Source organism: Dyella humi (assembly GCF_044904605.1).
GTDB lineage: Bacteria > Pseudomonadota > Gammaproteobacteria > Xanthomonadales > Rhodanobacteraceae > Dyella_B > Dyella_B humi.
Map to the genome: position 1 here is coordinate 408,445 of NZ_JADIKI010000021.1, position 26,210 is coordinate 434,654.

General features: G+C 60.6%; 22 protein-coding genes and 1 tRNA gene. 5 read left to right on the plus strand and 18 right to left on the minus strand.

Features of this window, described 5'->3' with window-relative positions; genetic code table 11:
* Positions 1-39: 39 nt before the first annotated feature.
* Together ISP18_RS02365 and hisS are read right to left on the minus strand one after the other, a co-directional pair.
* Positions 40-336 (minus strand): GIY-YIG nuclease family protein, encoded by a 297-nt coding sequence (locus tag ISP18_RS02365; protein ID WP_380016639.1) that lies wholly within the window; start codon positions 334-336, stop codon positions 40-42.
* Positions 337-511: 175 nt separating this feature from the next.
* Positions 512-1,885: a histidine--tRNA ligase gene (gene hisS / locus ISP18_RS02370; RefSeq protein WP_380016641.1), complete on the minus strand. Its 1,374-nt coding sequence runs from the start codon at positions 1,883-1,885 to the stop codon at positions 512-514.
* Between the two features lie 162 nt (positions 1,886-2,047).
* Here hisS and ISP18_RS02375 point away from each other — a divergent pair.
* A tRNA-Pro gene (locus ISP18_RS02375) sits at positions 2,048-2,124 on the plus strand.
* 172 nt (positions 2,125-2,296) lie between these two features.
* Here the strand turns inward: ISP18_RS02375 and ISP18_RS02380 are convergent.
* Both ISP18_RS02380 and pdxR read right to left on the minus strand, forming a co-directional pair.
* The gene (locus tag ISP18_RS02380; RefSeq protein ID WP_380016643.1) at positions 2,297-3,271 is read right to left on the minus strand and encodes a hypothetical protein; all 975 of its coding nucleotides are present in this window, start codon (positions 3,269-3,271) and stop codon (positions 2,297-2,299) included.
* Between the two features lie 372 nt (positions 3,272-3,643).
* Complete coding sequence (gene pdxR / locus ISP18_RS02385) at positions 3,644-5,122, minus strand: MocR-like pyridoxine biosynthesis transcription factor PdxR (RefSeq protein ID WP_380016645.1); 1,479 nt, start codon at positions 5,120-5,122, stop codon at positions 3,644-3,646.
* Positions 5,123-5,253: 131 nt separating this feature from the next.
* Between pdxR and ISP18_RS02390 the strand changes: the two genes are divergently transcribed.
* The 3 genes from ISP18_RS02390 to ISP18_RS02400 are packed head-to-tail and all read left to right on the plus strand — an operon-like array spanning position 5,254 to position 7,247.
* The gene (locus tag ISP18_RS02390; RefSeq protein ID WP_380016647.1) at positions 5,254-5,460 is read left to right on the plus strand and encodes a hypothetical protein; all 207 of its coding nucleotides are present in this window, start codon (positions 5,254-5,256) and stop codon (positions 5,458-5,460) included.
* A gap of 50 nt (positions 5,461-5,510) precedes the next feature.
* Complete coding sequence (locus ISP18_RS02395; protein ID WP_380016649.1) at positions 5,511-6,449, plus strand: transporter family protein; 939 nt, start codon at positions 5,511-5,513, stop codon at positions 6,447-6,449.
* Positions 6,450-6,485: 36 nt separating this feature from the next.
* Positions 6,486-7,247: a class I SAM-dependent methyltransferase gene (locus ISP18_RS02400; RefSeq protein WP_380016651.1), complete on the plus strand. Its 762-nt coding sequence runs from the start codon at positions 6,486-6,488 to the stop codon at positions 7,245-7,247.
* 239 nt (positions 7,248-7,486) lie between these two features.
* Here ISP18_RS02400 and ISP18_RS02405 read toward each other — a convergent pair whose 3' ends face one another.
* From ISP18_RS02405 to ISP18_RS02455, 11 genes are all read right to left on the minus strand, one after another.
* A complete protein-coding gene (locus tag ISP18_RS02405) occupies positions 7,487-8,299 on the minus strand; it encodes a ferritin-like domain-containing protein (protein ID WP_380016653.1) in 813 nt (270 codons plus the stop codon).
* A 205-nt stretch (positions 8,300-8,504) separates the two neighbouring features.
* Positions 8,505-9,980, minus strand: coding sequence for an amidophosphoribosyltransferase (gene purF, locus ISP18_RS02410; RefSeq protein WP_380016655.1), 1,476 nt, complete (start codon positions 9,978-9,980; stop codon positions 8,505-8,507).
* Between the two features lie 7 nt (positions 9,981-9,987).
* Entirely contained in the window at positions 9,988-10,590 is a 603-nt protein-coding gene (locus ISP18_RS02415) for a CvpA family protein (RefSeq protein ID WP_380016657.1), read from the minus strand.
* Positions 10,591-10,615: 25 nt separating this feature from the next.
* Complete coding sequence (locus ISP18_RS02420; RefSeq protein ID WP_380016659.1) at positions 10,616-11,560, minus strand: SPOR domain-containing protein; 945 nt, start codon at positions 11,558-11,560, stop codon at positions 10,616-10,618.
* 172 nt (positions 11,561-11,732) lie between these two features.
* Complete coding sequence (gene folC / locus ISP18_RS02425) at positions 11,733-13,001, minus strand: bifunctional tetrahydrofolate synthase/dihydrofolate synthase (RefSeq protein ID WP_380016661.1); 1,269 nt, start codon at positions 12,999-13,001, stop codon at positions 11,733-11,735.
* A gap of 252 nt (positions 13,002-13,253) precedes the next feature.
* Entirely contained in the window at positions 13,254-13,403 is a 150-nt protein-coding gene (locus ISP18_RS02430; protein WP_380016663.1) for a hypothetical protein, read from the minus strand.
* Between the two features lie 220 nt (positions 13,404-13,623).
* A complete protein-coding gene (locus ISP18_RS02435) occupies positions 13,624-14,373 on the minus strand; it encodes a slipin family protein (RefSeq protein ID WP_380016664.1) in 750 nt (249 codons plus the stop codon).
* Positions 14,370-15,773: an NfeD family protein gene (locus ISP18_RS02440; protein WP_380016666.1), complete on the minus strand. Its 1,404-nt coding sequence runs from the start codon at positions 15,771-15,773 to the stop codon at positions 14,370-14,372. Before ISP18_RS02440 ends, ISP18_RS02435 begins: the two co-directional genes overlap by 4 nt.
* Positions 15,774-15,971: 198 nt before the next feature.
* On the minus strand, positions 15,972-17,633 hold the full coding sequence (locus ISP18_RS02445; RefSeq protein WP_380016668.1) for a PQQ-dependent sugar dehydrogenase: 1,662 nt from the start codon (positions 17,631-17,633) through the stop codon (positions 15,972-15,974).
* 206 nt (positions 17,634-17,839) lie between these two features.
* On the minus strand, positions 17,840-18,064 hold the full coding sequence (locus tag ISP18_RS02450) for a hypothetical protein (protein ID WP_380016670.1): 225 nt from the start codon (positions 18,062-18,064) through the stop codon (positions 17,840-17,842).
* A 68-nt stretch (positions 18,065-18,132) separates the two neighbouring features.
* Positions 18,133-18,558 carry a hypothetical protein gene (locus ISP18_RS02455; protein ID WP_380016672.1) on the minus strand — a complete coding sequence of 142 codons (426 nt, stop codon included), beginning with the start codon at positions 18,556-18,558 and terminating at the stop codon, positions 18,133-18,135.
* Positions 18,559-18,739: 181 nt separating this feature from the next.
* Here ISP18_RS02455 and ISP18_RS02460 point away from each other — a divergent pair, with 181 nt between their 5' ends.
* Positions 18,740-18,928, plus strand: coding sequence for a hypothetical protein (locus tag ISP18_RS02460; protein WP_380016674.1), 189 nt, complete (start codon positions 18,740-18,742; stop codon positions 18,926-18,928).
* A 173-nt stretch (positions 18,929-19,101) separates the two neighbouring features.
* On the opposite strand, the gene ISP18_RS02465 is transcribed toward ISP18_RS02460, so the two are convergent.
* The 3 genes from ISP18_RS02465 to ISP18_RS02475 form a co-directional block, all read right to left on the minus strand.
* Entirely contained in the window at positions 19,102-21,468 is a 2,367-nt protein-coding gene (locus ISP18_RS02465; RefSeq protein WP_380016676.1) for a winged helix-turn-helix domain-containing protein, read from the minus strand.
* A gap of 82 nt (positions 21,469-21,550) precedes the next feature.
* Positions 21,551-23,902 (minus strand): winged helix-turn-helix domain-containing protein, encoded by a 2,352-nt coding sequence (locus tag ISP18_RS02470; RefSeq protein WP_380016678.1) that lies wholly within the window; start codon positions 23,900-23,902, stop codon positions 21,551-21,553.
* A gap of 100 nt (positions 23,903-24,002) precedes the next feature.
* Positions 24,003-26,204 carry a hypothetical protein gene (locus ISP18_RS02475; RefSeq protein ID WP_380016680.1) on the minus strand — a complete coding sequence of 734 codons (2,202 nt, stop codon included), beginning with the start codon at positions 26,202-26,204 and terminating at the stop codon, positions 24,003-24,005.
* Between the last annotated feature and the right edge of the window lie 6 nt (positions 26,205-26,210).

The window sequence follows — 26,210 nt, forward strand, 5'->3', positions numbered from 1 at the left end:
CAACGTGTTGTCATGCCGCCATGAGCGAAGAGCTATGGTTCAATCCTGCAGATTGTCCCAAAGATCGCGCCATGTGGGGTTAGCTGTTTCGATCAATTCGAGCTTCCATGCGCGAGTCCATTTCTTTAGTTGTTTTTCGCGGGCGATGGCAGAGGGGAAGTCCAGGTGACGTTCAAACCAGACCAGCTGCTTCACGCCATAGCGCTTGGTAAAGCCGCCACCTAAGCCCTCGCGATGCTGCCATACACGGAACTTAAGATTTCCAGTGACGCCGACGTACAACGTGCCGCGTTCGCGGTTTGCCATGATGTACACGGCGGGTTGCTTCGGAGCCATTCCCGCTTCTTTTCGTCATCCATGATGCTGGTACTTGATAACAACTCCACTGTTCCTCAAGGCCGTCATTCCCGCGCAAGCGGGAATCCATTTTCGCTTTGTGCCGAAGATCAACATGGATTCCCGCTTACGCGGGAATGACGGCAGGAGAGATTGAGGCACCGAAATAACAACCTCACCCCATCACCGCCGCCTGCTCCAATTCCACCCGTAGCGTCTTCACCAACTCCGTACGCGCCACTTCGAACTGATCCTCACGACGCAAATCCTTCACCGTCACCACGCCCTTGGTCAGCTCATCCTCGCCCAACACGATCACGAAACGAATGCCAGCGCGATCGGCATACTTGAACTGCTTGCCGAGCTTGCCGCCTTCCAGCACCACTTCCGTGGCGATACCGGCCGAACGCAACTCGCTCGCCAGCGTCAGATATGCCGGAAGCTGCGCGGCATCCATCTGCGTGACAAGCACATCCACCGTGCTGTGCGCCGTATTAACCAGGCCAGCATCACGCAACTGCCAGTAAAGGCGCGTCAAGCCGATGGAAATACCCACGCCCGGCAAGTGCGATTTGGTGTATTGGCCGGCCAAGTTTTCGTAGCGACCGCCGGAGCAGATCGAACCGATCTGCGGGTGATCGTTGAGCGTGGTCTCGTAGACCGTACCGGTGTAGTAATCCAGGCCACGCGCAATCGACAAATTCAGCGCGTAATGCGTTTCCGGCACGCCGAAATCGTGGATCAAGCCCAGCACTTCCTTCAACTCGGCACGACCCTGTTCCATTGCCTCCGGACCAGAGCCCAGCGCATCGAGCTTGGCGAACGCATCCTGCAACGAGGTCGAGCGCACCTGCACGAAAGCCAGAATCTTCTGCGCCGCTTCCGCACTCAGGCCGAATGCCTCGCCTGTGAGAGTTTCGCGCACGTAATCCGCGCCGCGCTTGTCCAGCTTGTCCACTTCGCGCAGCACCAGCGTCTGCTGCTCCGGATCGGTCACACCCAGGCTCTCGAAATAGCCGCGCATCAACTTGCGGTTGTTGAGCTGGATGGTGAACGGGCCGATGTTCAGCTCGCGGAACACACTGTAGATCACCGCCGGCAGCTCGGCGTCGTAGCGGACAGACAGACTGTCCTTGCCGATCACGTCGATGTCGCACTGATAGAACTCGCGGAAGCGCCCGCGCTGCGCGCGCTCACCACGGTACACGCGCTGCATCTGGTAGCGGCGGAATGGAAAGCTAAGGTCGTGCTCATGCTCGGCCACGTAGCGAGCGAGCGGGACAGTAAGGTCGAAGCGCAAGGCCAGTTCCGGCTTCTCACCCTGCTCCAGCGCGCCGGTGGACTGCACGAAATACACCTGCCGCTCCGTCTCCCCACCGGTCTTGGTCAGCAGCACGTCCGAATACTCCATCACCGGCGTCTCCACCGGCAGGAAACCGAAGCGCTCGTAATTGCGACGAATCACGTCGAGCATGCGCTGGAAAGCAATCTGGTCGAGCGGCAACAGCTCGAGCACGCCGGGCATGGTGCGGGCCTGGGTAAGCGCCATGGAATCCTCTGCTTGGGGGTGGAAAACGCCGCAGAACGGCAGCCCAATAGCGTAACAGATGCACCCGCCCGACCCTCCCCGCCACGGCACGAATTCCGGCATCTACGGCGGCCCAGACCTGTTGCCAACCTTACCCCATCCCGTTAAGATACGCGGCTCCCGCGGGGTGTAGCTCAGCCTGGTAGAGCGCTACGTTCGGGACGTAGAAGTCGCATGTTCGAATCATGTCACCCCGACCAATGTTTCTAAAAAAGCCGGCCTAGCGCCGGCTTTTTTATTTGACTTGAACTCAACATCTTGCACAGTCCGACGTCATTCGCCGCCGCGCCGACGACGGATGTCTCGCTTGCGCCAGTCGCCATCAGATCTAGCGTTCAAAGCAGGCAGATGAACAGAGGCAAGAGGCCCCGGTCACTCGTTACCCTTGATCTTGACGGTATGCACGGGACGGCACTGGCTGCCATCGCAGTCGATCAGCACGCCGTAGCTACCACAAGGCGCGACGAAGGTTGAATCACCATTGTCTTGAATGGCCCCACATCCCATCTGGCTTGCAACATCCCGCGCCATTGACGCCATCGCTGCGCTGGCTGCGGAGACCTGGGTGGGTGCTGCCGCAACCGCAGGAGTGGGCGATGCTGCAGTTACGTTGGCGGTAGCGACAAGTATAGGCGTGGGCGTGACCACAGCAGGTGTCGTGGAAGCGACCGCCGCCACTAACGGAGTGCCGACATCGTAATGACTAAGGTGGTTCCTGATCGCCAACTGCACTGCACTCGCTAGTGGATCCTGGTCACCATGCTTGTGCATCGGTGCAAGCGTGCGTGTGAATACCTTTTTCCCGCCAATATCCGTATCGATGTAAACGATGTAGACGGCTGCCTTATCCGGATTCTCGGTATGCGTGAAAAATCCACGCTGATATTCATCGTTTGCCGAGCGATCAAATGTTCTTTCATCAAAAATTTTCGTCTGGGCCTGCACATCATGGTCGGACAAAGCATTCGCTACCAGCGCACCCACTAAACCGCCAACGACCGCTCCGGTCGTGCCCGCCGTGAGCTGCGACTTGTTGTTTTGGTAAACGACAAAATGATAGACATCCAATTCAGGTGAATTCCCTTCACTCTTGAACTTCTCGAAAGCCTGGTACTGCAGCAAGCGAACCGGCGACGGCGACAATCGCTCATCTCCCGTTCGAATGATGCCGTATTTATCGTTACTGATAAGTAGGCTGAATATGTTTTTGTCCTTTTCGTTGGCAGGTCGCATGTCGCGCACCAACAGCGAATCCGATTTGGCAATATCGGGCACATTGACCTTTGTTACTACCGGTGCGCATGCAGCACACATCAACGATAAAAGAACAACCATCGCTCTTTTCATAGATCCCCTGTTTGATCTGAAGTAGAACAATCAAAAGCAATCAAAGCTGTCGGCACATGGCCTTCTGTTTGATCGCCATCCGTGACCAGGCACACCATTCAAACCGCACAGCGTCTAGGCTGTCAGCGCAAGGAAAAATCAACTCGGCCGCCTTATCGAGCAAAGGCAACCAGACACCAATCGCGCTAATCAGCCCAAAATAAGCCAGGAAACACGCAGCGTTTCATATCAATACCGCCCCATCCTGCATCCCCTGATCCCCTGTTGCAGCGCAGTGCGCGCAGCACAACTAAGTTCGAGGATAAGCCATGAATATGTCAATACCCGTGCCTGAAAGCCTTCCTTCGCATCATTTTGCGATGAGCGCTCGTATCAAAAGCATGACCTGAGCCGCCGTATTCCATCTGCAATCTCAAGAATGCTAGCCCCTGAGTAACCAAGGATCACCCCGCCCCGCTTGGGCGGCTTTGCGTAGCAAATTGACAACGGCCGCGTGGAGATACCCAGCTTGGCCGTTTTGATGGAGAGTGCGACGTCGTCGATGCCGCGCGGCAGCAACGCAGTGAGCTGCATACCGGCATGAGTGCCGATGACTTCGAGTTTGTCGTCCATGTATTGATCGATCGCTTCGAGCAATGCGGTGCGTCGCTCGAGATACAACGCACGCATGCGACGGATGTGTCGTGCGAATTGGCCTGTGCGGATGAAGTCGGTGAGTGCGGCTTGGTAGAGGGTGGATGAGAAGGTGTCGAAGGCGTCGCGGACGGTGGCAAAGGCGGGGATGAGGTCTTTGGGGGCGACGATGTAGCCGACGCGCAGTGCGGGGAACATCACTTTGCTGAAGGTGCCGACGTAGATGACGCGGTCGTCGGTGTCCATGCCTTGCAGCGATGCAAGTGGACGGCCGCCGAAGCGGTATTCGCTGTCGTAGTCGTCTTCGATGATCCATGCGCCGGTGCGTGCGGCCCAGCTTAGAAGCTGCATGCGTCGTGCGGCGCTCATGGTGACGCCGAGTGGAAATTGGTGTGATGGGGAGATGTAGATGAGGCATGCGTTTTTGCTCAAGCGGATGCCTGCGTCGACATTCAAGCCTTCGTCGTCCACGGGTACTGGAACAATATCCGCACCGACAGTGCGTAATGCTTGCCGCGCGCCGGGATAGCCAGGGTCTTCCATCCACACGCGATCCTTTGCTTCCAGCAGGGCGTGCGCGCAGATCTGCAAACCGTGTTGCGAGCCGGTAGTGATGAGTATCTGCGATGCGTCACAGCGCACCGCGCGTACGGTGCCCAGGTATTCGGCGATGGCTTCGCGCAACGGCAGATGGCCCATCGGGTTGCCGTAGACCATATGGTCGATAGGCGGTTGGCGTGCGTATCGATTGACCAGCTTGGACCAGGCGACGATGGGAAAGTGATCGATGGCTGGCAGGCCGACGCGAAACGCACCCTGGTTGTCGGCCCAGGTTTGCGGTGGTGTGCGCAGTGTCGCAACGCGTTGGGAAATTCTGCGCGGCGCGCTTGGAACCATGCGAGGTTGTGATGCACGTTGTGTTGCATTAGTGAGTTTCGGCACTTCGCCGGGTATCGAACGCGCGACGCAGGTACCGGCACCGACGAAGGTTTCCAGATAACCCTCCGCGTACAACTGCTCGTACGCACTCAGTACCGGAATGCGAGAAATGCTGAGCTCGTTTGCCAGGCTGCGTGTGGAGGGTACGCGCTGCCCTGGCCGCAAACGGCCATCGATGATGGCGCGGCGAAACCACTCGGACAGTTGGTCGTACATGGGCACGCCGCCGGAGGCATCCAGGGCGACCGGGGGAAGGAAACCAGCGGATAGTCGTTTCATACCGGGGACCTTAAAGTGATACCGAGACCACAAAGTGGTCATATCGGATCATACTCAAGTGGCTATTTTCGCGAACCACTGGCGAGCTTACTTTCTGCCTTACGCGGCCGAGGCCGCCGGAAGGTTGGGTCATGAAAACGCTCCGCAAAGCTTCGTTCTACTGTGTGCTTGGGTTGGCGACAGCAATGCTTTGCCCTGCTCCGCTTTCGGCGCAAGCCGCATCGAATACCGCGCAGATGGCGCCGGATTCGCATCGCCTCGAGCAGTCGTTCTCTGACGACAATGGCAAAACATGGGAACAGAACTTCGTTGCAAATCTCACACGGATCAAATCATGACTGCGAGGCGGCGCGCCGGACTTTGCTCTCTGTTGTGCATGTTTGGCTGCATGACGCAGTCCATCCCCACATTCGCACAGACAGCACCGGCGCCGCCGCCCGCTCTATCGACGCAGGAGTCGATGAGCGATGCGTGGTGGACTGGTCCAATGCTGGCCAATTCCGCCGAGACACTGCCGCCGGGGCATTTTCTATTTGAGCCTTATCTCTACGACATCCGCACTCCGCACACGGATAGCTTTGGATCGCGTACCTACATTCTCTACGGGCTTGTCAACAATCTATCGATCGGGCTGATTCCTGTTTTTGGCTATAACAAGGTCAGCAACGGACCGAACAGCTCGGGCGTAGGCCTCGGCGATTGGCAGCTACAGGCGCAATACCGGCTCACCAAATTCCATGAAGGAAGCTGGGTACCCACCGTTGCGATCCAATTGCAGGAAACACTGCCTACTGGGAAATACGATCAGCTTGGTAACCGGCCTGCCGATGGCCTAGGTAGTGGAACCTATACCACCACGGTGGCGATCAACTCGCAGACATATTTCTGGTTGCCGAACGGTCGCATTCTGCGCACGCGCTTGGACATATCCGAATCGTTTTCACACAGCGCGCATGTGAAAGGCGTCAGTGTGTACGGTACAGACGAAGCGTTCCGTGGCAGCGTGAAACCCGGCAATGGATTCTTTGCGGATCTCGCCTTCGAATACAGTCTTACGGAACGGTGGGTGCTGGCGACGGACTTCACCTATGGCCACAACGACAACACACGCGTGACCGGTCTGGATTTCGCGGACCCGAGCAACGTGCCGTTTCCGCAAACCGTTCGCGTGAACTCTGGATCGAGTTCGGCCTTCGGTATCGCACCTGCCATTGAATACAACTGGACGCCGGCTATTGGCGTATTGCTTGGTACGCGTATCATCTTTGGCGGACATAACAACGTCGGCAGCGTAACGCCCGCCATCGCCCTCAATTACGTGTATTGAAGGTGATATGGTCACCGCACCCATGGGAGATCACCGATGAAAACCCAAGCTTTCTTCGTCACCGCTTTGACATGCATGTTGTTCGCTGGCCTGCCAGCCAAAGCGGCACCCGGCGTGCCTTCCTATATCTCCGCTGCCGTCGCGGACGCTACGCGCCCTGCGGATGAAAAGGCGCAAGATGCCGACCGCAAACCCGCGGAAGTTTTGGCGTTCACCGACATCAAGCCTGGCGACAAAGTAGTGGATCTGATGCCAGGCGCGGGCTACTACACGCGTATCTTCAGCAAGATCGTCGGACCCAAAAGCATTGTCTATGCGCTGCAGCCGACGGAAATGGACAAGGCGTCACCCCAGCGCTTAAAGAGCCTGAAGAGTTTCGCAGGTACCAAGGACTACCCGAATGTCGTGATCTTGGTGCAACCCATCGGCGCCATGCAGATGCCCAAGGGCCTGGATATGGTCTGGACGTCGCAGAACTACCACGACTTGCACGACCCCTTCATGGGTACGCCGAACATGGCGAAGATCAACAAGACGATCTACGACGCGCTGAAGCCGGGTGGCATCTATGTCGTGCTTGATCATGCTGCAGCGGCGGGAACTGGTACGTCGAAGACGAACGATCTGCATCGCATCGATCCTGCTGCAGTGAAAGCGGAAGTGACGGCGGCGGGATTTGAATTTATCGGTGAGAGCGATGTGTTGCGCAACCCGGCCGACGATCACACGTTGGCGATTTTCGACAAGGCGATCAAAGGAAGAACGGATAAATTCATTTATAAGTTTCGTAAGCCGTAGTGTATTTGCCTTATTGAACTCATTATTCGCCACACATTCGCGAAAATGTTCGGCACTCCCTCGTGGTCATTCCGGCGAAGGCCGGAATCCAGTTTGAAATGCGTCCGAAGGACACAAAACCGATTTTGGGTGCTTCGCACAGCGTATTGAAACTGGATTCCGGCCTTCGCCGGAATGACGACAAGGCAAGATCGGACATTGCTGCAAGACGATCATGCCTGTCGCGAATAATGAAAAGCTCAATAGGTTGCCAGTGCCAATTCAGTAAGACGATCAAGCTCAGCTTCGTCAAAGCCCGCTTGCAAACGCGCAGGACGATTGAACGGTCCGCGCAAGTTGCGCCCCATGTAATCGCGAACCAGATCGAGAAAGGTTTCGCGCGCGTTCAAGCCATCACGCTCGCAACACCAGCGAAACCAGCGCGTGCCTGCAGCGACGTGTGCAACTTCCTCGCGCAGAATCACTTCCAGTATGGCAATGGTGGGTTCATCGCCCACAGCGCGCAGGCGTTCGATCATGCCAGGCGTTACGTCCAGTCCTCGCGCTTCCAACACACGCGGCACCAGGGCCATGCGGGCGGTATCGTGATGCGCGGTTTTTTCGGCCATTTCCCATAAGCCGTTATGCGCGTCGAAATCGCCGTAAGCATGCCCGAGTTCGGCAAGACGGTTGGATAGCAAAGTGAAATGGCGTGCTTCGTCGTTGGCGCAGCTGGCCCAGTCGCGGTAGTAATCCGGAGGCATGCCGCGGAAGCGGTAGACCGCGTCCCAGGCGAGGTTTATCGCGTTGAATTCGATATGCGCGACGGCGTGCACGAGTGCCGCGCGGCCTTCGGGTGTGCCGAGGCCGCGATGCGGTACTTGGCGTTGAGGAACAAGTCGTGGCAATGCAGGACGACCCGGTTCGCCAATGGATTCAGGAACAGGTGACGTGGGATCAGGGCGCAGTTCGCCAGCTTGCAACGCATCCCAAGCCGAATGCGTGAGGTAAAGTTTCTCGGCGGGGTCTGTGGTGTCGAGGCAGCGCTTGGCGGCGGTGTGTAGGTCGCTCATGGTTTTTGGGGTTTGCACCTCAACCTACAATACACATGGCCGTCATTCCCGCGAAAGCGGGAATCCATCTGCTCTGATGCCAAAAGCAAAAATGGATTCCCGCTTTCGCGGGAATGACGGCCTTGAGAGTGAGCGGCTTGATGGCATTCATGGCCCCTCACCCTGCCCTCTCCCCCGAGGGGAGAGGGAAAAAAAGCAACAAGCGTTACGCGCTGCGGCGAGCCGCTTTTGCATCGTCCGAACGCAGCATTTCGATCTGTTCCAGGTAATGCTGGTCGAGGCCGGTGATGTATTCGCCGGAGAAGCACGACGTGTCGAAGTGCTTCAGGTTTTCGTTGCCGTCCTGCACAGCCCAGATCAGATCCTTCAGATCCTGGTAGATCAGCCAGTCGGCGCCGAGCATCTTCTCCACTTCCTTTTCCGTGTGGCCGGAGGCGACGAGTTCGGCAGCGGCTGGCATGTCGATACCGTACACGTTTGGATAGCGCACTGGCGGCGCGGCGGAGGCGAAGTAGACGTTTCTGGCGCCGGCATCACGCGCCATCTGGATGATCTGGCGCGAGGTGGTGCCGCGTACGATGGAATCGTCCACCAGCAGCACGTTCTTCTTGCGGAATTCCAGTTCCACCGGGTTGAGCTTGCGGCGCACGGATTTCACGCGCTCGCCCTGCCCCGGCATGATGAAGGTGCGCCCGATGTAGCGGTTTTTGACGAAGCCTTCGCGGAACGGCACACCGAGCATTTCGGCGAGCGAACTGGCGGCCGTGCGCGCGGTGTCGGGAATCGGAATCACCGCATCGATGCCATGATCGGGGCGCACGCGCAGGATTTTCTCTGCCAGTTTCTGGCCCATGCGCAAGCGCGCCTTGTACACCGACACGTTCTCGATCATCGAATCGGGGCGCGCCAGGTACACGTATTCGAAAATGCACGGGGCATGCACACCGGCTTCCGCACATATGCGGGTGTGGAGCTGACCATCGTTGGTGATGAATACCGCTTCGCCCGGCGCCACGTCGCGCAGGCGCTTGAAGCCGAGAATGTCCAGCGCCACGGATTCGGATGCCAGCGCGTATTCGCGCCCTTCCGACGTGATGCGCTCGCCCAGCACCAGCGGGCGAATACCGTTCGGATCGCGGAAGCCGAGCAAACCGTAACCCAGCAGCAGCGCAAGGCAGGCATAACCGCCGCGCGCGCGCGCGTGCATACCCGCCACCGCCTTGAAGATGTGATCCGGCGTGAGCGTCATGCGGTCCTGGATCTGCAGTTCGTGCGCCAGCACGTTCAGCAGTACCTCGGAATCGGAATCGGTGTTGATGTGCCGGCGGTCGTCCTCGAACATCTCGCGCCGCAGCGTTTCGGTATTCACCAGGTTGCCGTTGTGCGCAATGGCGATACCGTAGGGCGAATTCACGTAGAACGGCTGCGCCTCGGTGGCGCCTTCGGAACCTGCCGTGGGGTAGCGGCAATGGCCGATGCCGACGCGGCCGCGCAGCCGATTCATCGCAGACTGGCTGAACACATCGCGCACCAGGCCGTTTTCCTTGTGCAGACGCAAACGCGCACCGTCCACGGTGGCGATACCGGCGGCGTCCTGCCCGCGATGCTGCAGGACGGTGAGGCCGTCATAAAGCGCCGATGCCACCTCGGTGGTACCGACTATGCCAATGATTCCGCACATGGTGTTGCTACCCGTTAGTGTGATGCGTTGCGCCGGTCGCGCTCGAAGCGGCAGCCGGAGAAGTGGTGCTGTGCGCCGGCGCGTTGCCCGGCAGCAAATTCGGCAGATGTACCGGGAAATTTTCCGGGTGTAGATGCTGGCGCACATTCGGCGGCATTTCGTGTTCCAGCCATGCCGCCAAGCTGTTGAATTGCGGCAGCAGGGTCGATTGCTGCCACATCGGTTCGCGCGCGAATCCGGTCTGGTCAACCAAAAACACCAACAGCGTCACCAGCAACAGGCCGCGCGCAAAACCGAAAATCATGCCGAGCAGGCGATCCGTGCCGCCCAGCCCCGTGCTGTCCACCAGCGTCTGGATTGCGAACCGCACCAGGGCGCCGACGATCAGCACGGCGATGAAGCATAGGCCGTAACCGACCAGGACACGCAACAGCGGCGTTTCGATCGAGTGCTCGAAGTGCGCCGCCACCGCCGGGCCGTACGTCCAGGCCACCCAGAAGGCGGCAATCCACGTTACCAGCGCCAGCACCTCGGATATGAGGCCGCGCCACAAACCCACAAGGACCGACAGCGCCAATATCGCGATGATGATGAGGTCGACCGCGTTCATGATGTCGCTTCCGGCGGCAAAGGTTTCACTTGGCGCTGACGATGTTGCCGTCAAGGCCCAGCTTGGCCTTGATCTGGTCGCGCAGCGACACCGCATCGCTGCGTTGGGTCTGCGGGCCGGCGCGCACGCGCCACAGCTGCTTGCCGCCAGCGTTCACCGTATCCACGAAACCATCGAAACCGTTGGCGCGCAGCTTGTCGCGCAAGGCCAGCGCATCGGACTGGCTGCCCATGGCCGCAATCTGCACCGCCCAGGCGCCTGCCTTCATCGGCGTACCCGCGGCCGGCGCTGGCACATCGCCCTGCGGGGTCGTGGCGCCGCTTTCCAGGCGGGCCGGAATACCGGGAACGGCCTGGGTGATCTTCAGCCGCGCGGCTTCCGCCTGGGCGCGGGTTTCGAACGGGCCGGCGCTCACCAGGGTCAGCGTCTTGCCGGCGCGCTGGATGGGCTGGCCGCCCACCGGGTAACCCATAGCGCGCACCTTCTGCATCAGGCGATTGGCGCCGTCCGCCGCATAAGCGCTGAGATTGACCGCATAAATGCCGCGTGCGGCGGTGGCCGGCGGCGTATCCGGAATCACCGGCGAAGCGGGCTGCTGTTGCGGCGGCGGCGTGACCGCCGGGCGATTCGTCGCCGCGGTCTTCGGTGGCAAGGCGGGGATGACTGGCTGCGCCGGCGCCTGGATCACTGGTGCCGCAGTGTTGGTGGCCGCCGTGTTCACCGGTGTCATGCCTTCCACGTTCGCCGCTGTGCTGGCCGGCGTCGGCGCCGCACTGGCAGCGGAGGCCGCGCCTTGGCCGGAAAGGCTCATGGTCTTGGTTTGCAGGTCGCGATCGGGTGCCGGGGGAATCGCCAGGCTTACCGACTGATCCGTGCTTGTCGTCGACGGCGACTTGCTCGAAAACATCATCGGCACGAACAGGATGGCCAGCGCAATGAGTACGGCGGCTCCCAACAGGCGTGTGTTCAAGACGGACTCCAGACAACCAGCTTGTGCGTGACGCGGCGGATTATACCTGCCCCTGCCAGTCTTTATGACAAATGGTGTTCTGCTATCGCAGCACCGCGAAGTGTTGGGGTTCGGCTTCGCCTCACCGCCAACCTACAACTGATCCCAAGCCGCTCCCGAAGGAAAGCGGCAGCTAACTGCCAGCACCACTCAGCACCGCTGAAGCGACAAAAAACGAGCCGAACGCAAGAATGCGCTCGCCACGCCGCGCCGAGGCACGCGCGGCAGCCAACGCCTGCGAAACGTTGTCGTGCGTGTCGAAACCGGCGCGCGGCAGTACCTGATGCAATACGCCGGCCAGCACGCTGGCGGGCAGCCCGCGCGGCGTATCCTGGTCCAGGCTGGCCAAATGCCAATGTGCAATGCGTGAACCCAGCGCGGTCATCACACCACCTACGTCCTTGTCGGAAAGCGCACCGTAAACGGCATGCACGCGACCGGGCTGCGTATCCAGCCAATCCGCCAGCGCACGCGCCGCCTGTGGGTTGTGGCCGACATCGACGATCAGCTCCGGACTGCCGCCCAGCGACTGCAAGCGTGCCGGCGCGCGCGGGAAATGCATGCCCACTGAGGCGATGCGCTCCAACTCGACCGGATTCACTGCCTGCAAGGCATGCAGCGCGGCGATCGCCGCCGAGGCGTTCGTATACTGCACGGGCGCAGCAAGTTCCGGCGCGGGCAGATTCAGCACCGTGCCATCGTGGTGATGCCAGCGCCAGCGATGCGCTTCGTGTTCCACGTAGAAATCGTGCCCTGCCCGCTCCACGTGAGCCCCTTGCTCTGCAAGCGCTTCCAGCAGACCTTTCGGTGGCTCGGTTTCGCCCACGATGGCGGGTCGGTCGCGGCGCGCGATGCCGGCCTTCTCGCGGCCGATGCTGTCGCGATCCGGCCCCAGCCATTCCACGTGATCCAGATCCACGGTGGTGATGATCACCGCGTTCGCGTCGATGATGTTGACCGCGTCGAGACGTCCGCCCAGGCCCACTTCCAGCACGGCCGTATCCAGATCTGCGCGTGCGAACAGATCGAGCGCGGCCAACGTGCCGAATTCGAAATAAGTCAGCGAAATATCTGCACGCGCCAGCTCGATGCGCTCGAAGCTCTCCACCAATGCCGCATCGTCGGCATCGACGCCGGCGATGCGGACGCGCTCGTTGTAGCGAATGAGATGCGGCGAGGTGTAGCAACCCACGCGCTGCCCTGCCGCGGCCAGCATGGCTTCGAGAAACGCCACCGTGGAACCCTTGCCGTTGGTGCCACCCACGGTGATCACCCGTCGCGCGATCGCAGGTGCGCCCATGCGTTGCCACACGGCGCGTACCCGATCCAGCCCCAGGTCCACGCCAAGTGCATGGATGCGTTGTTGATAGTCCAGCCATTCGGCAAGGGTGGTGGGTTTCACGCGTAGCTCCGGTTCAAGCTCGCGCAACATAAAGGCAGTGGCGTTCTTGCACAATCCTTTTTGATGTTCAGCGTGGGAGGGACTTACATCCTTTTGCAGTGATGTCTGCTCTCCCTCACCGTCATTCCGGCGAAGGCCGGAATCCAGTTAGATACGCCGTGCGAAGCACTCAAAATCGATCTTGTGTCCTTCGGACGCATATTTGACTGGATTCCGGCCTTCGCCGGAATGACGGTGAGCCCCGGGCAAGTCTTACCGAATTGCGTGGAACGCCCAGTACATGGCAAACGCCGTCCAGAACATGCGCTGCAACGCCTTGCCCGCCAGAAATGCAGCCAGCAGGCCGATCAGCCAGGGCATGTATTTGTCGAGCGTGCTGCGCGTGTCGTTGATGGTGTTCATGGCTTGTCCTCCCGCACCCCGGTGGTGCGAGAGGAATCATCTGCCGCGAAGGTCGATGGCGGCAGGCGCGGGCGTCATGGGTCGGATCTGACACTCGTCATCCCGAAATTTCCATGGGGCGTCATTCCCGCGAAAGCGGGAATCCATTTACTCTGATGCAAAAGCCGAAGATGGATTCCCGCTTTCGCGGGAATGACGGCCATGTGAGTTACGTGAGATGTCATGCGCCTTTATCGAGCAGCGGCTTGATCAGATCCAGCGGCAGCGGAAACACGATGGTGCTGGATTGTCCACTGCTGGACATGCTCGCCAGCGTTTGCAGATACCTCAGCTGCAACGCCTGCGGTTGCTGCGCCAGCATGGCCGCGGCATCACGCAGTTTTTCGGAGGCTTGCAGTTCGCCATCGGCGTGGATCACTTTCGCGCGGCGTTCGCGCTCGGCTTCGGCCTGGCGGGCGATGGCGCGCACCATAGTTTCGTTGAGATCCACGTCCTTGATCTCGACGTTGGTGATCTTGATGCCCCAGGGGTCGGTCGCCTCGTCGAGAATCTGCTGCAAACTGTGATTGATCGAATCGCGCTGCGAAAGAATTTCATCAAGCTCATGCTGGCCGAGCACCGAGCGCAAGCGCGTTTGCGCAAGCTGGCTGGTGGCCTGATAGAAATTCTCCACTTGCAGCACCGATTTGTCCGGCTCCATCACGCGGAAATACACCACCGCGTTGACGCGGACGGAGACGTTGTCGCGGGAGATCACATCCTGCGGCGGCACATCCATCACCGTCACGCGTAGATCCACGCGTATCATTCGCTGCACCATCGGTATCAGGATGAACAGCCCAGGCCCCTTGGTGCCGGTGTAGCGGCCCAGCGTCAGCACCACGCCGCGCTGGTATTCCGGCAGCACCTTGATCGACGAGGACAGCAGCGCAATCAGGAAGATCACGATAACGCCAGCAAAACCGATCATGAAGATTCTCCTTCGCCCGTGCGTCGCGCGGCCACTCGCAGCAGCAAACCTTGACGGCCGATCACCCGCACTTGCGTTCCGGCGGGAAGCGCCGCCTCGCTTCGCACGCGCCAGCGTTCACCGCCGATGCGCGCCCATCCTTCACCGCCCGCCGTGACGGGCTGCAGCAATTCACCAGTGTTCTGCAGCATCTGTTCGTCGCCGTTGAAGGCGCGTGCACGACGCGCGCGCATCACCAGGCGCAACAGCATGGCGAGTAGCGCCATGGCGCAGAAACCGAGGCCGGCGATCACGCCGAGATTCACCGAATAGCCCGGCACGTCGGTGCGAAACAGCATGATCGAACCTAGTACAAACGCGATCACGCCGCCCACGCCCAGCACGCCGGCAGTAGGTATGAATACTTCCGCCAGCAACAAGGCGACACCCAATGCCATCAGCGTCAATCCGGCGTAGCTCACCGGCAGCAGTTGCAGTGCATAAAGGCCGATCAGCAGACAGATGCCGCCGGCCACGCCCGGATAGAACGAGCCGGGATGGAACGCCTCCAGAATCAAGCCGTAGATACCTGCAAGCAGCAGTACGTAGGCGATAGTGGGATTGGTGATGATGCCGAGAAAGCGCGCGCGCCAGTTCGGCGGGTAATCGCGCAACGGCAATCCACGCAGGGCAAGCGTGATGTTTCCGCCATTTATACGCACCGTGCGGCCATCCGCCTGGGCCAGCAGCGCTTCGCTATCGGGCGCCACGAAATCAGCCACGTGCTGCGCAACGGCCTCGCTGGCGGTAAGCGTGGCCGCGCCGCGCACTGCTTGCTCTGCCCAGGTAGCGTTGCGTCCATGCATCTGCGCGAGTGAGCGGATGGTGGCGATCGCATCGTTGAGTACCTTGTTGCTTTCGGCATCCGCCGCGGCGTTGCCGGCCTTATCGCTCGATTTGCTGGACGAAGGTGCCATGTTGTCCAACGGCGCGGGCATCGGCGTACGGCCGCCGATGTCTACCGGCGTAGCTGCACCCACATGAGTGGCCGGTGCCATCGCCGCGATCGGGCAGGCATAGAGAATGTACGTGCCCGCCGAGGCAGCGCGCGCACCGCTCGGCGCCACGTAGCCCAGCACCGGAATCTTCGCCGCAAGAATGCCGGCGATGATGTCGCGCATCGATTCCAGCAAGCCGCCCGGCGTATCCATCTGCAACACGATCGCCTTCGCGCCATCGTCCGTGGCACGTTGAATAGCGCTGTCGACGTATTCGGCGGCGGCCGGGCCGATCGGGCCGTTGAGTTCAATGCGGGCGACAAAAGCTTCGCTGGCTGGCGCCTGCGCCATCGAGCGCGTCCAAGCCAACGCCAATGTAGCGCCTACGATGGCACCCCACACGATCCATCCTTTCCGTGACATGGCTTTGGTCTCCCGACCGACATGCTCACCGTGCAGCCGTCGGGGGCGGCGGCTGTGGATAGGATATTACGCCGATCGATGGAGCCGCGTAGGTTGGGGTGAGCGGATGCGAACCCCAACAATGACGCGCCGGTCATGGATGGCGATGCTGGGGTTTGCACCCCAGCCTACGCGAATCATTCAAGTTCTGCGCAATGCTTATTGCCCGACGTAGTCCACGCGCCACACCGAATTCGAACCATCATCGGTCACCAGCAGCGAACCATCCGGTGCGGTGGTAAGGCTGACCGGCCGGCCCCACACTTGCCCATTCGGCAGCACAAAACCGGTGAGAAAATCCTCGTATTCGCCGCTGGCTTTGCCGGTGTGATGGCGCGGAATGCGGATCACTTCGTAACCCACGCGCGTGGCCTTGTTCCAGGAGCCATGCTCGGCAGCGAACAGATCACCCTGGTAGTCGGCGGGAAAATGGCTGGCTTCGTAGAAGGTGATTTGCAGCGAAGCGTTATGCGGCTGCAGCAGTACATCGGGCGTGAGCACTTTGTCTTTCAGCTCCGGATGCTTGCCCTGATGGCGCGGGTCCTGGTGACCGCCCATGTACCACCACGGCCATCCGTAGAAACCGTCTTCGCGCACCGAAGTGATGTAGTCGGGCACGAGGTTGTCGCCCAGGCCGTCGCGCTCGTTGACGGTGGTCCACAGCTGTCCGTTCTTCGGATCGATCGCGATACCGGATGGATTGCGAATACCCCACGCATACCGGCGCCGGTTGGAACCGTCGGGATTGAACGCGAGGATGTTCGCGCGGCCTTTCTCCGCGGAGGTGGTATCCGGATCATCGACGTTGGAAGCCGAGCCCACCGCGACGAACATCGTCTTGCTATCGAGCGAGAACGCGATGTCACGCGTCCAGTGTCCGCCGCCAGGCAGATCGGCAATATGCTCGGCCGCACCGCGTGCCTGGAGATCGCCATTGCGATACGGAAAACGCAGCACCGCATTCGTGTCGCCGATGTAGATCCATTGCGGATTCGGGCCGACCGGGTAGAACGCAATGCCGTATGGCTGGTCGAGATGGGCGGCGAACACGGCGGTTTGCGCGGGTTTGCCGTCCGCGGTCATGCCACGATAAACGCGGATCTGACCGCTTCCGCTTTCAGCAAGAAAAATATCGCCGTTGGGCGCGGTGCGAATCACACGCGGCGTATCCAATCCTTCCGCATAGAGATTCACCTTGAAGCCCGGCGGCGCTTTCGGCAGCGCTCCTTCGGGACGCGAAACCATCTGCGGCGCGTTGCCGGCCGAGCCCGTGGCGTAAGGCGCAGGAAGGTCGGCGACCGTGATCTTGCGCGACTTACCCGGCGCTTCGTAACGGAAGTCGGTAAACGGCGGAGTCGGCGGCGGCGTGGTGATGGACGAACCGGTAACGACGCTGGCTCCCGCCGCGGGCGCTTTCACGGTGGGCAACGTCTTCAGGTACGCCACGATCTGCCAGCGCTCTTTTTCCGGCAGTGCCGCCCAGGACGGCATGCCATCCTTTACATCGCCCTTGGTAATGAACCAGAACAGCGCGCCTTCCGTCGCTTGCTGCGCGGGCCCTTGCCGCAGCGCGGGAATATTGCCGGCGCCCTGCCCCACGCCGCCGTGGCAACTGGCGCAGTTCGCCGCATAAAATTTGCCGCCGGCGCTGATCGCATCGGCTTGCCCTTGATACGGATTGGCGACCGAAGCGGCAGCACTCGGCACGTGATGGAATGTCTCTTGCGCAAGCGCCACGGTGGACAGCAGCCCCAGGCAACCGGCCAAGGCAACATGAAGCGCGCGGGATGATGCCGACGACATCGAAAAATACATGGCCATAAGCCGCCTCTGATCGCGATGAATGCAGGGAGATGACACAACGCCATCCATGCGTCGCAAGCCGCAACGGATTGTCGGGCGTTTGTCGTTGCACAGGAGTGCACGATGCTACGGAAAGATTGCCCGATCGCGTCACCCTGCCATAGGTCATGCCCGATCGCAGAGTCTGTTGAATGTCTCTGCGGGGGACATTGAACAGGCTCTCTTTAGGCTTCCGAATCGTCGTCGGGCTCCACGTCGATTTCACGGAAGTAGTGATCGATCAGGTTTCTTGCCTCTTCTTCCCAGCGCGAGGGACCGCCCGCGGCCACGATGTGGCGCCGAGGATCATCGGGGAAGTGGATGATGCCGCTGCGGGAATCAGCGCCGCCGTTGTATTCGTGCGTGAACTTGATGCCGCGATATTCGCCGAACTGCTGATCGGGACTCATGGATGAGGTGCCTGCCGGTGGTGGTGCATCAGCAGACAAGTGTAAGTGAACACGACCTCGATGAAGACTTATCCGCCTCCTGGCACGCGCTGCCGAAGGGAGATGGGCTCATCAGAAAGCCGCCTGCGCACGTTCCGCACATGGGTGACGCTGGGTGCCAGTGGCCGATGGTCAGAAATTGACACACTCAGCACGCCGAGCGCGATGCCGATCAACGTCAGCGCCAGACCGGAAGGCACTTCGCCAAGAAAACGCACCAACTTGGCAGCGCCGTACCAGGAGTGCGGATTGTTCACGAACGTGCACGCATCCGGGCAAACGCCGCGAATCCACGCCATCACGGGCGGCTGCTTTGTCCAATGCCCATCGTGCAGCCACTGCAAACCCTGGAAGCCCAGCCACAGCACCGAGATCATGTTCAGCATCACGGCCCCTAGCCACAGCGAAAAGGCTGTTCCCTCCCGGGCCAGTTCCGTAAAACGCGTGGTTGTCATGGCAAAGCACCTGCGAATTTGCGTCGTGGGATGCATGAGTTCATGCATATCCTGTGCCCTAGCCTGTACTGCCGAATGATTCAGAAAAACGAGGATGCTTCACGGCTCAAGTCACCCGCCCCGCTGGCCGATATGCCATCACGGACCTCGCGTCCGCCTCACACTGCAAGGGGAACGTGCCATGACCCTGTCGGTCGTCCAAGACCTGATGCTGCACAACCTTTCCTGCCCCCAATGTCGCGCCAGCGAGCCGTGCTTGGTCGCCGAGCACATCGAGGACAGCTGGCCCCGGCGCGTCGCTCTGGAGGCCGCCGCCAGCCTGCGCAAGATCACCAACCTGGATGAAAAACAGGCCGTGATGGCTTCGTAGCAACCAAAGAAATAATGGCCCATAAGGACAACGGCTTGGCCCTGTCCTGCAAGAGACGTCCGCCGGGCTCACCCGTAGACTGGAGCCACATCCACCCTTGACATCAGTCATTCAGACTGACGGCGCTGACGTGATTTCCGCTTCCACGTCAGCGCCTTCTTTTTTTGCGCCTTTCAGAATTCGACCGCCGAGGCGGCCGTCGGCAACGGTCGGTCGCCAGCCAACTGCTGCGCCTTGCTGCGGGATTTCTCCCAGGAATCGGTTTGGCCCAGGGCCTGGTAGACGCGCGCTTCCACCCACGCAGCGCGCCAGTCGACGTCGCTCCAGGCGGAAAGCCGGCCACTCACTGCCACCGCCTGATCCACGTGCCCCGTATCCAACAGCGCCAGCGCGTACGCCTTACCGACGCTGACGATCACTTCAGGCACGCCCAGCTTGTCCGCCAGGTCCATCGCAAGCTTGAACTGTTCGATCGCCTTATCGCGGTTACCGTCGATCCAGGCTTGCGCGGCCATCGCGCGCAACGCGTAGATATGTGTCCAATCGCTCTTCACCGGCAGGCGAGATTCCCAATCCACCATGGCGGCAATCTCGTGCCTGGCTTGGTCGATCTTGCCGACGCGCTGCAGTGCTGAAATGCGGGTCAGCCACGTCTCGGCATAATCGCGCTGATCGTCCTCTTCCAGGACGGGCGTGAGCGCGTTTGCCGCCAGCGTGGCAGCGCGCTCATTGTCGCCATGATCCAAGGCCAGCCGGGCCAGCCATTTGTATGCCTGGGCGCGCAGGCCGGGTTCTTTTTCCGGGCCGATATCGCTGAGCACGCGCTCCAGCAGTGCCTTGGCTTCGGCGGTACGCCCGTTGTCGGCGAGCGCGGTGGCGCGCAGCCAAGTCATCTCATGGCGCATATCGTCGCCGATGAAACCGAAATCCTTGCCCTTCTCCTCCAGCGGCCAGAAGCGGTCGGTGGTAGCCAGTTCGTCCGGAAACTTCAGCAGCATCTGCTGCGCATAGGCCAGGCCGTCCAACGTGGAAAGCAGCATCGAGCGCATGCCCATGCTCACGAACTGATCGTAGGCGTGCTGCATCAAGGTCGCCGCCGCTTCGGGCTGCGAGCGACGCAAGGCGAGATCGCCCATGACAAAGTCCGACTTGGCCACGCCCACCAGGTCGCCGGCCACGGCATAGTTGACGCGTGCACGGCCAATATCCGCGGTGGCTTCCTCCAGCTTCCACGTGTAGTCGTTGGCGCGGGCACGATTGAGATAGGCGGTAGCCAGGGCGCCGAAATTTTTCTGCCCTCGCAGCGTGCCTACCGCTTCGTCGAGCGCAGCCGAGCTTTCCGCCCATTTGCGCTGGTCCATGTAAATGCTGCCCAGCACGGTGAGGATCTCGCCGCGCAGTACGGGTTCCTGATTGCTCGGCAATTGTTTCAGCAGTGCTTCGAGCTTCTGCCGGCAGGAATCCATCTTTGCATCATCGCAATCGAGCGAAGCCCACAGGTAGGCAACCTCGTGGTTATTGCGCACCTCCGGCGGCGCCTTCTCGATCAGTTCGCGCGCTACCTGCGGCTGACCGGCCAGTCTGGCCGCGTCGATGCGCTGCAGATACTGCGCCACCGAGCCGCCTGATGAAGCCGAACCGTTGCCGGAGGTGTAACCCAATTGCGCTAGAAGCAGATCACTGGCTGTGTGCGCGGCCTCCATGACGTCGTTGGACGACGCCTCCGCTTTCCACGTGCGCCCGTCCTGGCTCCTCGCATCCAGGTGCACGCGCCAGCGATCGCCCGACAGTTCCGCACTCGGATGCACCACCAGAGCGAATGCGGAAAGCTTCGCGCCGGACGCATCGTTGCTGTCCCTGAGCAAGTCCAATACCGCCTGGCTGCTTTCCGTAGGCACCTTCGCGTCGCGCAGGCGGGAGGCGATCATGTCCATCATTCCCAGGTGCAGCCAGTTCCAGTCGTCAGGCGCCTTCACGTCGACTGGCAGCACTACCGCCGCACTGCGATTGAACTGGAAATTCGGCGTGGCGACCCGGCTGCTGAGCCGTTGCCATCCGGCGTAGACAAGGCCAAGCAAAAGCGTGCAGGCCAATGCAATGAGTAGGGGTCGACGAATCGGCGACGTCTTCCATCGGCTACCTGTTGCGGCCTCGTCGCCGCGCGCATCGTCCACCACCATCGGCGCGGCTTCAGGGAGTGCAGGCGTCTGCTGCAGTACTTGCGTCTCTAGCATCCAGCGATAGCCGACTCGCGCTACGGTCTTGATGCAGCGCTGTTCGTTGCCGGCATCACCCAGAGCGCGACGCAAGCGCACGATGGTTTGCGCGAGCAGATTGTCGCTGACGTCGACGCGCCCCCATACCGCGGAAATCAGCTCGTCCTTACCGACCGGACGCTCGCGGTGCTCGATGAGATAGACCAGGCAGTCAAATGCGCTCGCCGCCAGATCGATCGGCTCACCGTTGCGGCTCAGCTCGCGCGCAAGCGGGTTGAGCCGAAATTCACCGAAGCAATAAGCGGTCGCCCCCGTGCTCGTCATTGTACTTGTCTACATCGAGCCATTCGTCAGCATGATACATGCCAGCCACCGGCTTGGCTGTGGGGTTGATAGCAGAAGTTGCCTAGAACACCGCCATCACCGACGCCGGCAACACCCGATCGCCCGCAAGCTGCTGTGCCTTGTTGCGAGCCTTCTGCGCCGAAGCGCCTTGCCCCAACGCTTGGAGCACGCTCGCTTCTACCCGGGCTGCGCGCCAATCGGTATTAGTCCAGTCGGAAAGGCGGCCGCTGACGGCTACTGCCTGATCCACCTGCCCGGCCGCGAGCAGCGTTAACGCATAGGAGTGGCCGACGTCGACGATGACATCCGGCACGCCCATGGTGTCCGCTGCCGCCATGGCGAGCTTCAATTGTTCGAGCGCCTGGTCATGCTGCCCTTCGCTCCATGCCTGGGCAGCTTTCGCGCGCATCAGCCAGATCGAAATCAAGTCGTCCTGCTTCGGCAGGTGCGCCGCCCATGCCTGCATGGCGGCAACGTTGCGCCTGAGTTCGTCCGTTTTACCGACACGCTGCAGTGCCACGGTATTGACGAACCACGCCTCGCCGTAATCGTGCGGATCATCGTCTTCCTGCAAGGTCGGCCCGGTCATCGCCTTGTCTATCCAGGACAACGCGCCCTGCACGTCGTCGCGTTCCAACGCAAGCTTGGCTAACAAGGTGTCCACGCCGGCGCGCAAATCCGCTTCCTCTTTCGGATCCAATTCTGCTCGCATGTGTTCGAGCAACGTGCTGGCATCGGATGTGCGGCCATTATCGGCAAGCGCCATGGCACGCATCAGGGTGAGCTGATGGCGCACGTAGTCGTCGAGAAAATCCATGTGCTTTTGGTCGAACGGCCAGTAGCGGTCGGTGGTAGCCAATTCTTCGGGAAACTGCAGCAGCATTTTCTGCGAGTAGGCCAAACCCTGCAGTGCTGAGGAAAGCAACTGCCGCATGCCCATGCGTTGGTACTGCTCGTAGGCGTGTTGCATCAAGGACAGCGAAGCCGCGAACTGGCCGCGACTTTGCGCCATCATCCCCATGGCGAAATCCACTCTGGCCTGGCCTATGCTGTCGCCCGCCAGCGTGAAGTTGATGCGCGCACGGCCGAGATCAGACGTGGCTTCGTCAAGCTTGCCCCCGAAAAAAAGCAGGTGAGAACGATCCAGATAGGCGTTCGCCAAAGCTTCGGTGTCTTTTTGACCCTGCAGAATGTGCACGGCTTCGTCGAGCGCTGCCTCGCCTTCGGCAAACTGATTTTTGCGTCGATACGGAAACCACAGCGCAGTGAGTACCTTGCCGCGCAGGACGGGATGCTCCTTGGCGGACACTTGCTTGCGCAACTCGGTCAGCGATTGCTCGCAGGGATCGAGCTTTCCTTCGTCGCAATAAAGCTCGGCCTGAGCAAAGGCAAGCTCGGGTGTACGGCGCAAGTTGGGCGGCGCGCTTTCGATAAGCTGACGCGCAAGTTCGGGTTGCCCCGCAAGCTGTGCTGCCTCGATGCGCAACAGGTACTCCTGCGAACCACCGGATGCCTGCCTGCCGGACGGCCCCTCGAAACCAAGCTGAGCCAGCAGCAGATCGCTCGCCGCACGCGCGGCAGCCAGCACGTCACCGGATGACGACTCCGCCTGCCAGCTTCGTCCGTCTTTGCTCTTGGCATCCAGATGCACATGCCAATGGCTGTCCGACAGTACAACATGCGGCGTCACCACCAGCGCGAACGAAGCAAGTTGGGCATCTCCACCCGATTGACTGAGCAGATTGAGTACGTCCTGGCTGTTCTCGGTGGGCACCTTCGCGTCACGCAACCGGGTGGAAAGCAGATCCATCAATCCCAGGTGCAGCCATTTCCAATCGTCGGGCGCATTCACTTCGGCTGGCAACACGATCGCCGTGCCCTGATTGAAATGCATGGGTGCCGGAGCCGGCCTGAAAGGGCCGCCCTGCCACACCAAGTAGCTCACCGCCAGCACGACCGTAAGCAGCAGCGCCACCAGAAGCGAGCGCCGTACGTGTGGCGTACGCGGATGCGCACCATGCATGCCGACGTCATCGCCAGCAACGGCAGCATCCGCTTGCAGCGGATTCTGCGGTAGCGTGTCGGAAGCCGTGGACGCCACCGTCGTATCCAGCATCCAGCGATAACCTACGCGCGCCACGGTCTTGATGCAGCGCTGCTCGGTGCCTGCATCGCCCAGCGCACGCCGCAGGCGCACGATGGTTTGCGCAAGCAGGTTGTCGCTGACGTCGGCGCGTCCCCATACTGCCGAGATCAGCTCGTCCCTGCCCACCGGGCGCTCGCGGTGTTCAACCAGATACACCAGGCAATCGAACGCGCTGGCGGCGAGCGCGACTGGTGCGCCGCTGCGCGTCAATTCCCTGGTAAGAGAATTAAGGCGGAAATCGCCGAAGGAATAAACTGGAGTCCCCATGAGCGGAATTTTACCACTCACTCGGGGTGATAAATTTATTCAAACACGCCGGCGGATATGCGGGGCACCACAATTTTCCTTATGGTCATCGCGGCCTAACTTATAAATAACGCGTCCAGGTGATCGTGCTGGTGTTGCTGCCGCTCGAGTTGGGATTGGACGACGTGCAGCCCTGCATGCAAGGCACCGTGCCGGGATGGTAGGTGCCGGGTAGCTGGCTGAAGTCGATGGTGGTCTTGCCGCTCAGCTGGTTGCTGGACGTATCGTTCGGATTCTGCGCCGCCGCGGTGATCGAACCGTTGACGCTGGTGTCGCCGCCGGTATTGAACGTGCTGCCCGCCATCACGCTGCCATTGACCACGGATTTCGCGCCCAGGTTGATGGTGCCACCGGAGAACGTGCCGTTGACGTAGCCACCAGCCAGCAGCGCCACGTTGCCGATGGCGTTATCGATCAGCTGCTGCTTCGTGGTATCGCACAGATTAGTGGGATACAGGCCGTCGAAATCCTGCTTCTGGGTCGTGTCGTGAAGCGTGAGCCACGACGGTGTGGCGTTGGTGCACATCTCGTCGTAGCCGGCATAGTTCGGCGCATCGATGCGTACGGCACCGCCGGTATTGATGTTGCCGGTAGCGATGGCCGTATCCATGTAGCCGCCGCCATTGAAATTCAGATCACCCTGAAACCAAAGAATGCCGCGCACCAGGCTGATGCCGCTCGTGGTCCACACGCCGTTGCTGTAGGAAAGGCAGCCGTTCTCTTCCGACTGGCCCTGGCACACGGTGCGGCCGGGCGTGGTCGGCTCCTTGCACTGGCCGATGCCGTTACTGTCGAGACTGCCCGGAATCAACTTGGTACACAGGAAATTCTCGTAGCCACGGTATTGGCCATTGGCATTCAAAGGAGGATACGAGCCGACGTAATACGTGCCGTTCTGGATGCCGTTGATGTTGGACACGGTCACCTGCATGGCGCCGTTGACCATCTCGAACACGTAATTGGCGGCCGACTTCAAGGCGTACGCGTCGACGGCGGGACGGTCGATCGTCACCGGCGGCAGCTTGGGAACCGTAATCGTCGGTACAGAGACCGTGTAGCCTTTCTGCTGCGTGACATTGACTTGCAGATTCCAGAAATTCTGCTTGGTCAGCGTGCCGCCGATCGTGCCCGTCACGCCCTGCCAGCCGTTGGCAGTGAGGTTGCCACCCGCCTTCAATGATGCGATCTGGCCGCTGTTGATGTTATCCACCACGTCACCCGGCGTGACCACACTGTCCACACCCTCGCCATTCAACGTGATCGTGCCGCCGGCTGTGATCGATGTGCTGTGATTGCTGCCCGCATACGTCACATCGCCATTGGCCTGGATGCTGTTGACGCCACCGCCGGTACCGGTCCAGCTGACATTGCCCTGCGTGGTGATGCTGGTAATGTTCACCCCGCCCGCATTCACGATCACGTCGCCGATCGACGTCACCGTCGAAGCACTGCCGCCGTTGAACGTCACGCTGCCGTTGGATTGGATCACGAACGGCTTGGCGCCTCCGTTGATCGTCACATTGCCTAGCGCGCTGATCTGGTCCGCACTGGCCGCACCGGTCACGTCCACGTCGCCGTTGGCGTAGATCTGGTTGACGTGAATACCGCTGCCCACCGATACGTTGCCGGTCGCGCGAATGCTGTTGACGCCGGTTACCGAAGCGTTGTCCAAGCTTACGTTGCCTTCCACGTTCAAATTAGCATTCTGTGCGCCGAGCACGCCGATGCCACCGCTCAGGTTCAGATCCTTGTAGAAGTTGAGCGTATTGATGTTGACCGTGGAGCTGCTGTTGCTGTTGCTGCTGCTATTGCCGTTGGTGGGATTGGGCGTAACGCCATACACCACCTGTAAGGTGGCCTTGCTGGCAGCCGGCGTACCTGTCGCCGATGCGGCGGTGAGGTTGGCCACTACCTGGTAGACCGTGGTGCTCTTGCCGGACACCGTCGCGTTCGTCTGCGTGACGTTGAGAATGTTGACGCTGAGGCTGTCGCATCCGTCCACTTTCAACGCGCCCGTTTTCAAGCTCGTCATGTCCGCCACGGCGAGATAGCGGCGCACTACTTCCGCGCCCGTCCACGTCGAACCCTGCGCAGGCGTGATCGAATGCAGACTAAGCTGGCCTTCCTGCGAACCGCGCATCACGTGCACCACGCCCATGGTGGTGACGGTCATCGCCAAGCCCACCAGCAACACCAGCAGCAGGTTCATCACGCCGCGTTGGCGAGACGGCGAGGCGTGCATATTGGCGCGTCGCTTGATCATGAGGTT